The sequence below is a fragment of the uncultured Gordonia sp. genome (genome assembly GCF_937858515.1).
In the GTDB taxonomy this organism is placed as follows: domain Bacteria; phylum Actinomycetota; class Actinomycetes; order Mycobacteriales; family Mycobacteriaceae; genus Gordonia.
The window spans coordinates 1-6643 of the sequence record NZ_CALLZT010000186.1 but is presented as its reverse complement, the minus strand read 5'-3'; the positions used below and the strand labels follow the sequence as shown (position 1 = coordinate 6643).

Sequence of the window (6643 nt, the reverse complement as noted above, 5' to 3'; positions counted from 1 at the left end):
TCGAGTGCTCCTGCAGGTTGTGGCCTTCACCCGGGATGTAGGCGGTGACCTCGACGGCGGTGGTCAGCCGCACACGGGCGACCTTCCGCAGCGCCGAGTTCGGCTTCTTCGGGGTCGTGGTGTACACGCGGGTGCACACGCCGCGACGTTGCGGGCTCTCTTTCAGAGCCGCGGTCTTGGTCTTCGCCGGCTTGTCGTGACGGCCCTTGCGGACCAGCTGGTTAATGGTTGGCACTGAGGCCCTTCCTTGCTTGGCAATCTTCTTCGTTCGTCGCGGTTTGTGCTCCGGGCAGGATCCGCGAACTGCTGTTCGCGGTTACTCCGCAACTCGCCCCACCGGCACGTTCGTGCTGGTCAGTACATGTATCGCTACCCCGAGGTCGGGCGTGTCACCAGCCCTCGTACTCGCGCCTGTCAGCGCTGCGTGCCTCCGCGGAGTCTCCTCCGAGCATGCGGGTGGGCACGCAGACTGGCCCAGCATGTGCCGGGCACCGCCGATTGACTCTACCGATCTGCTTTGCACAGGTCAAAAAGCACCCACCCAGGTCAAACAAGAGGTAGACCCACGATGAACTCAATCCGGTCCCGATACCCTCGACCCCATGCGTGTGGCGACCTGGAATGTGAACTCCGTCAAACAGCGGATCCCCCGTCTCCTGCCCTGGCTCGACCAACGACAACCGGACGTCGTCTGCCTACAGGAGACCAAACTCTCCGACGACGCCTTCCACGACGTCCTCGGCGCCGACCTGGCCGAACGCGGCTACGAGATCGCCCACAACGGCCAGGGCCAGTGGAACGGCGTCGCACTGCTGTCCCGCGTCGGCCTCGACGATGTGCAGCACGGTTTCCCCGATATCCCCGAGTACGAGGGCAGGGTGGAGGCGCGCGCGGTGTCGGCGGTGTGCGGCGACGTCCGCATCTATTCGCTGTACGTGCCCAACGGCCGCGAACCGGACTCCCCGCACTACGTCTACAAACTCGACTGGCTCGCCAAGCTCGGGGCGTCCATCGCCGACCCGGCGGCGACGATGCTGTGCGGCGACGTCAACATCGCCCCCACCGACGCCGACGTATACGACCGGGCCTCGTTCGAGGGCCACACCCACGTGACCGCCCCCGAACGCGATGCGCTGGCCGCGCTCGAAGCGCTCGGCCTGACCGATGTCGTGCGCCGCCGCTGGCCCGACGACCGAGTGTTCAGCTACTGGGACTACCGGGCCGGCATGTTCCACAAGGACCTCGGGATGCGGATCGACCTGATCCTCGCCGGCGCCTGCCCGGCCGCGCGCACCAAGGCCGCCTGGGTCGACCGCCTGGCCCGCAAGGGAACCAAACCCAGCGACCACGCACCGGTCGTCGCCGACCTGGACACCGCACCCGACGGCGATGTGGGCCCGATGGTGCCACCGCCGTCGAACCCGGCCAAGCGAGGTGGCAAGAAGGTACCCCTCCCCCACGCCAAGGAGCAGTGAATGCCGGCGAAGTTGGTAAGAAAGAATCCGGCGCTGGCCAAGGCCGTCAAGCCGGTCGCGGCGCGGATCGCCCGCGTCTACGGCGGCGCCGTCGGGCTGCTCCTCGGGGCCGCCCGCCGCACCGGTTTCCGGCGCCTGCCCGGCCCCCCGTCGACGATCGGTCTGCTGATCGGCGCGCATGTGTTCGCGGTGACGTTCTGGCTCGGCCCGATCGGCCTGTTCGCGGCGATCGCCGCCGGGTCCGTCGCAGCCGCGGCCACCGCGTGGCGGGTCCGCTCCCGCCCCCTCGACCAGTACGAACGCGACATCGCGGTACAGGTGTTCGGTGAGGTCTCCTGGCTCGACGACGTCCGCCTGACCACGATCTCCGTCCAGGGCGGCCGGGCATTCGCATTCCCCGGCGCCGACGGCCGCACCTACCTCAACCTGGGCCACCGGGGTTTCAACGCCGCACTCGACGGCACCCGCAGCTACCCGGCGATCGGCCAGATCCTCGTCCACGAACTCGTCCACGCCTGGCAGATGGCCCACTCGAAGTCGCTGGCCGCGTTCCTTTCCCACGCCGCCGAGGTCCAGATCCGCAACGAACTGGGCGAACGCGTCTACGACATCGGTTCGGCCCCGGTCGTCTGGGCCGATTGCAACCTCGAACAACAGGCCACCGCCGTCGACCGCTGGTACGCCGGCAAACGCTCCCCCACCTGCCGCCAGATGGACCCCGAAGGCACCGACGCCACCACCATCACCAATGCCCTCGGACGCAACCTCTAAACTTTGCTGCCAGTTCCGGATTCCGGAACTGGCAGCAAAGTTTGCACCCACTGTTCGACGCTGGCGACCAGCCTGCGCATCGCCGCACTTTCGTAGCGGACGATGTCGCCGGCCTCGGCAGCGGCCGCCACCGCGGCGACCACCTCACGGGCCTGGCGCGCGATCTCACCGGCCAGCCAGTCACCGTCGACGTGCAGTCGCGGCGCGACGCGCAGCCAGTCGGCTACGGACAGCCGCGATGCGCGGAACGTCCCGCCGATGCTCATCGACAGGTCGTTACCCGATCCCGTCGAGAACGCGAGGTGCGAGTTGAGGTCGTAGAGCGGCGCGAGCCTCACCGATGTGCCGCTGATCAGAAGCGAATAGTTCCGGGCATGGGCGTCGGTGCCGCACACCAGCCAGTTGAAGACCAACGCTTGAGCGAAGCGCCGGTTGTCGGCGCCGGGGTCGTCGCTGACCCGGCGGATGAGGTCGGCGACCTGGATGGCACCCGGGCCGCCCTGGCTTTCGTACTTGCGGAACGGAGCAACACGCAGCGCCTGACACATGTCCTCTTGGTGAACCCGCATCCACCCGGTACCTGGCTGCTCGACGCGGTCGTATCGTTCGATGACGATGGCGCGTTCGTCGTCGAAGTGCTCGATGCCGCACAGGGCCACGCGCAACCCCAGCGCGGAAGCCGCCCGCATCGTGACCACCTCGACGAGGTCCTGATCTGGCATCGTGGGGATCGCGGGTTTGACGATGTGTGTCGACGGGACAGCACCCGACGGATCACTCCATCCGCCTACGGTGCGGTGCAGGGCGATCTTGGCTTGTGCACCTGCGAGCGAGAACTTGCCCGTTGCGCTGTCGGTGGCGGAAGTGGGCAGGTCCGCCAGCGCGCGCCGGAGCATGTCGGCGATCTCAGGTGCGGACAGTTCAGTCAGCGCGCCGACCTCCCGCAGAACGGACTCGAGCCGTTCCGGGCGGACGAATTGCGCGGCCCCCGCGACGTCCTCGCCGACGTGACGCAGCAGCGCGAACGGGCTCGTATCAGCGGCGATGCCGAACTGGCGACGCCACTGGCGCAGTGTCTCCGGCCTGTCGGGCAGCAGTCCTTCGAGCCACGGACCGATCGCGTTCTCACGGTACCGGCCTGCCGGCCCTGGCATCGACACCGACAACGGGGTGAACCTGCCGGCGGTATCCGCGTCGTAGCGCAATCTCATCTGCTGCTTGCCGGTGCGCTGGACATCACCGATGACCTGCCCGTTCATCACCACGTACAGGACGCGTCTGAGGTCAGGGGTGGTCATTGTCGGAACCGATCGAGCAATACGTTGAGGTCAACGGGTTCGGGCAGGTTGCCCGGTGCACGACGTACCGGACGTGTGAGCAGCAGTGACACACCGAGCGCATCGGCCACCCGCATCACCATGTCGAGCGGCGCCGACGGCTTGTCGCCCATCTCGAAGGCGTTGAGCCATTGTCGGCCGACGCCGGCGATCTCGGCCAGCGCCAACTGGCTCGTCCCCTGTTCCAGGCGTTCGGCACGCAGCGCGGGGCCAAGGTCATCAGGTCGCGACGCCTCGACTGTCGTCATTCAGCGACAGTACCATTTGTCGCTGAATAGCGACAGATCCGTGCAGCGTCACTCACCCAGCGACGCTCGCACCATCTCGACATAGGTGGCGACGACCTGGGCGCGGCGTTTGGAGTCGTCGGAGAGGGTGTCGGCAAGGCCGAGACCACGGGCGAGGTCGAGAGTGAGCTGGGCGACGCGGTGGATGTTTGTCTCATCGTCCGATGGCCCGAGCGCCTGGACCGTCATTCGGTGTGCCGCGCGGGCGAACTTCGCTTCGAGCGGCAGGATTAGTTCGCGCAGCGCCGGGTCGGAGGCTGCAGCCGCCCACACCTGCAGGGCGGCTTTGAATTCTTTGCCGGTATAGATTCCGACGGCGCGGTCGACGACGGCGGCGATGCGGTCGCCGTTCGTGTCGGTGGCCTGGGCGGTGACCGCTGTCAGGTCGGCGAAGATCTGTTCCAGCGTGGCGGTGACCAGCGACTCCCTGGTCGGGAAATGATGCTGGGCGGCGCCGCGGGACACCCCGGCGCGGGCGGCGACGGTGGCGACAGTGGCAGCTGCCCAGCCCTGTTCGGCGAGAACGTCGACCGCGGCACGCAGCAACCCCTCGCGCGTTATACGTGAACGTTCTTGTTGCGGAACGCGTTCGATCACGTCAGGTCCCACGCGGGCTTGCGCCGCGACAGGAACGCGGTCATCCCTTCGCGAGCCTCGTCGGTGCCGAACAGTGCGGCCGATTCATCGGCACGGAGCGCCGCCTTGGCAGTGAATGCAGCCAGAATGCTTTCGGTGGTCAGGGCTTTCGACGCCGCCAGACCTTGCGGCGATGCCTTGCGGATGCCGTCCAACACCTCGCTCATCACTGTGTCGATACCTTCCCCGCTGTCGGCGGCCGCGGTGAGCAGGCCCATCTCGACGGCCTGCTCCGGCCCGAACTTTTCCCCGGTGAGAAAGTAGCGCGACGCCGACCGGGAGGAAAGCCGCGGTAGCACGGTCAGCGAGATGATGGCCGGTGCCAGCCCGAGACGTGACTCGGTGAGCGCGAATGTACATGCCGCACCGCCGATCGCGATGTCCGCCGCGGAGACGAGCCCGAATCCGCCTGCCCGCACGTGCCCGTCGATTCTCGCGATCACCGGCTTGGGCAGTTCAAGAATGGATCGCATCAGCTCCACCATCGCCCCCGCCCCCTGCGCCGACGCCTCCTCGGGTGTGGCGCCCGATGCCAGCGCCGCACTCAGATCGGCTCCGGCGCAGAATGTTCCACCTGCGTGGGTGAGCACCACCGCCCGGACGTCCGGATTCTCTGCGGCCTCGATGAGTCCCGAATTGAGCTGCGCCACCAGCGTCGTGCTCAGCGCATTCCGGTTCTTCGGCGAATCCAGCGTCAGCGTCAGCACTCCCGCGTCGACGTCCCGCCGCACCAGCGTCTCAGTCACCTTCTTCTCCTATCCATTTCCACCGGTTGAGAGCCCCGTCTCACCGGACCCTTCGTGACGCGTCGTCTCGCAAGCTCGCCGCCGCCCTCAGGGATCAAAAGGCCACTCGCGAAAGATCAAAACCACCTCCCACAGTTCCTTGGTCCACGGCCCGTTTACCAGGGGGATCAAGAAGCCACTCGCGAAAGATCAAAACCACAGCAACCAAACGTCGTGACCCCGAGGCGAAGCAACCACACATCCCACCCCCAAACACCGAACCAACCACACAACTCGACCCCAGACACCGAACCAACCACACAACTCACCCCCAGACGCCGAACCAACCACACAACTCACCCCCAGACGCCGAAGCAACCAAACTTCTTGATCCCTGAGGCCGAAGCGACCAAACATCTTGATCCCTGAGGCCGTTGCGACGAAGGAGCGAGGGTCACGAAGGGTCCGGCGACCTTTCGACACCTGACGCCACCACCTCAGTACGACTTCGGCAACCCAAGGCTCGCCTGGGCCACGAAATTCAAGATCATCTCGCGGCTGACCGGCGCGATGCGGGTGACCCGCGACAGGCCGATCGCCGACGCGAGACCGTATTCGACGGTCAGCCCGTTGCCGCCGAGCGAATGCACTGCCTGGTCAACCGTTTTCACACACGCCTCCCCGGCCGCGTACTTCGACATGTTGGCCGCTTCGGCGGCTCCCCAGTCGTCACCGGCGTCGTACAGCACAGCCGCCTTCTGCATCATCAGCTTGGCCATCTCGATCTCGATCTTGCACTGCGCCAACGGATGCGAGATCGCCTGATGGGTGGCGAGCGGCGCCTTCCACACGGTGCGTTCTTTGACGTAGTCGACGGCCTTGCCGAGCGCGAACCGCGCCAGCCCCACCGCCGTCGCCGAGGCCATGATGCGTTCGGGGTTGAGTCCGGCGAACAGTTGCGCGAGCCCGGCGTCCTCGTCGCCGATGAGTGCGTCGGCGGGCAGCCGCACGTCGTCGAAGAACAGCTGGAACTGCTTTTCCGGGTTGACCAGTTCCATCTCGATCATGGTGCGGGTGAATCCGGGTGCGTCGGTGGGCACCACGAACAGCGCCGGCTTGAGTTTGCCAGTCTTGGCGTCGGCGGTCCGGGCGACGATGAGCACCGAGTCAGCCTGGTCGACACCGGAGATGAAGACCTTCTGCCCGTTCAGGATCCAGTCGGAACCATCGCGGTGCGCGGTGGTGGTGATACGGTGCGAGTTGGATCCGGCATCAGGCTCGGTGATGCCGAAGGCCATCACGTAGGAGCCGTCGGCCAGTCCCGGCACCCAGCGCTGCTTCTGTTCGTCGGTGCCGAAGCGGACGATGATGTTGCCGCAGATGGCCGGTGACACCACCAACATCAGCAGTCC

Annotated in this window: 8 protein-coding genes; 2 read left to right on the top strand and 6 right to left on the bottom strand. The window is 66.6% G+C overall.

The annotated features are described in order from the left end of the window. The coding region (gene rpsL, locus Q0627_RS18020; protein WP_298811788.1) for a 30S ribosomal protein S12 at nucleotides 1–235 on the bottom strand (235 nt) is incomplete at its 3' end. Between the two features lie 367 nt (nucleotides 236–602). Between rpsL and Q0627_RS18015 the strand changes: the two genes are divergently transcribed. Together Q0627_RS18015 and Q0627_RS18010 are read left to right on the top strand one after the other, a co-directional pair. Continuing rightward, nucleotides 603–1475, top strand: coding sequence for an exodeoxyribonuclease III (locus tag Q0627_RS18015; protein ID WP_291011695.1), 873 nt, complete (start codon nucleotides 603–605; stop codon nucleotides 1473–1475). Then, a complete protein-coding gene (locus Q0627_RS18010) occupies nucleotides 1476–2246 on the top strand; it encodes a hypothetical protein (protein ID WP_291011692.1) in 771 nt (256 codons plus the stop codon). It abuts the gene before it with no gap. On the opposite strand, the gene Q0627_RS18005 is transcribed toward Q0627_RS18010, so the two are convergent. The 5 genes from Q0627_RS18005 to Q0627_RS17985 all read right to left on the bottom strand — a co-directional run. Continuing rightward, nucleotides 2243–3544 carry a type II toxin-antitoxin system HipA family toxin gene (locus Q0627_RS18005; RefSeq protein ID WP_291011689.1) on the bottom strand — a complete coding sequence of 434 codons (1302 nt, stop codon included), beginning with the start codon at nucleotides 3542–3544 and terminating at the stop codon, nucleotides 2243–2245. The genes Q0627_RS18010 and Q0627_RS18005 overlap by 4 nt on opposite strands. Next, entirely contained in the window at nucleotides 3541–3831 is a 291-nt protein-coding gene (locus Q0627_RS18000; RefSeq protein ID WP_291011686.1) for a helix-turn-helix transcriptional regulator, read from the bottom strand. The genes Q0627_RS18005 and Q0627_RS18000 overlap by 4 nt, the downstream gene beginning before the upstream one ends. Nucleotides 3832–3879: 48 nt before the next feature. Then, on the bottom strand, nucleotides 3880–4467 hold the full coding sequence (locus Q0627_RS17995; protein WP_291011683.1) for a TetR/AcrR family transcriptional regulator: 588 nt from the start codon (nucleotides 4465–4467) through the stop codon (nucleotides 3880–3882). Then, nucleotides 4464–5252: an enoyl-CoA hydratase family protein gene (locus Q0627_RS17990; protein WP_291011680.1), complete on the bottom strand. Its 789-nt coding sequence runs from the start codon at nucleotides 5250–5252 to the stop codon at nucleotides 4464–4466. Before Q0627_RS17990 ends, Q0627_RS17995 begins: the two co-directional genes overlap by 4 nt. 476 nt (nucleotides 5253–5728) lie before the next feature. Then, on the bottom strand, nucleotides 5729–6643 hold a 915-nt coding region (locus tag Q0627_RS17985; protein WP_298811783.1), incomplete at its 5' end, for an acyl-CoA dehydrogenase family protein.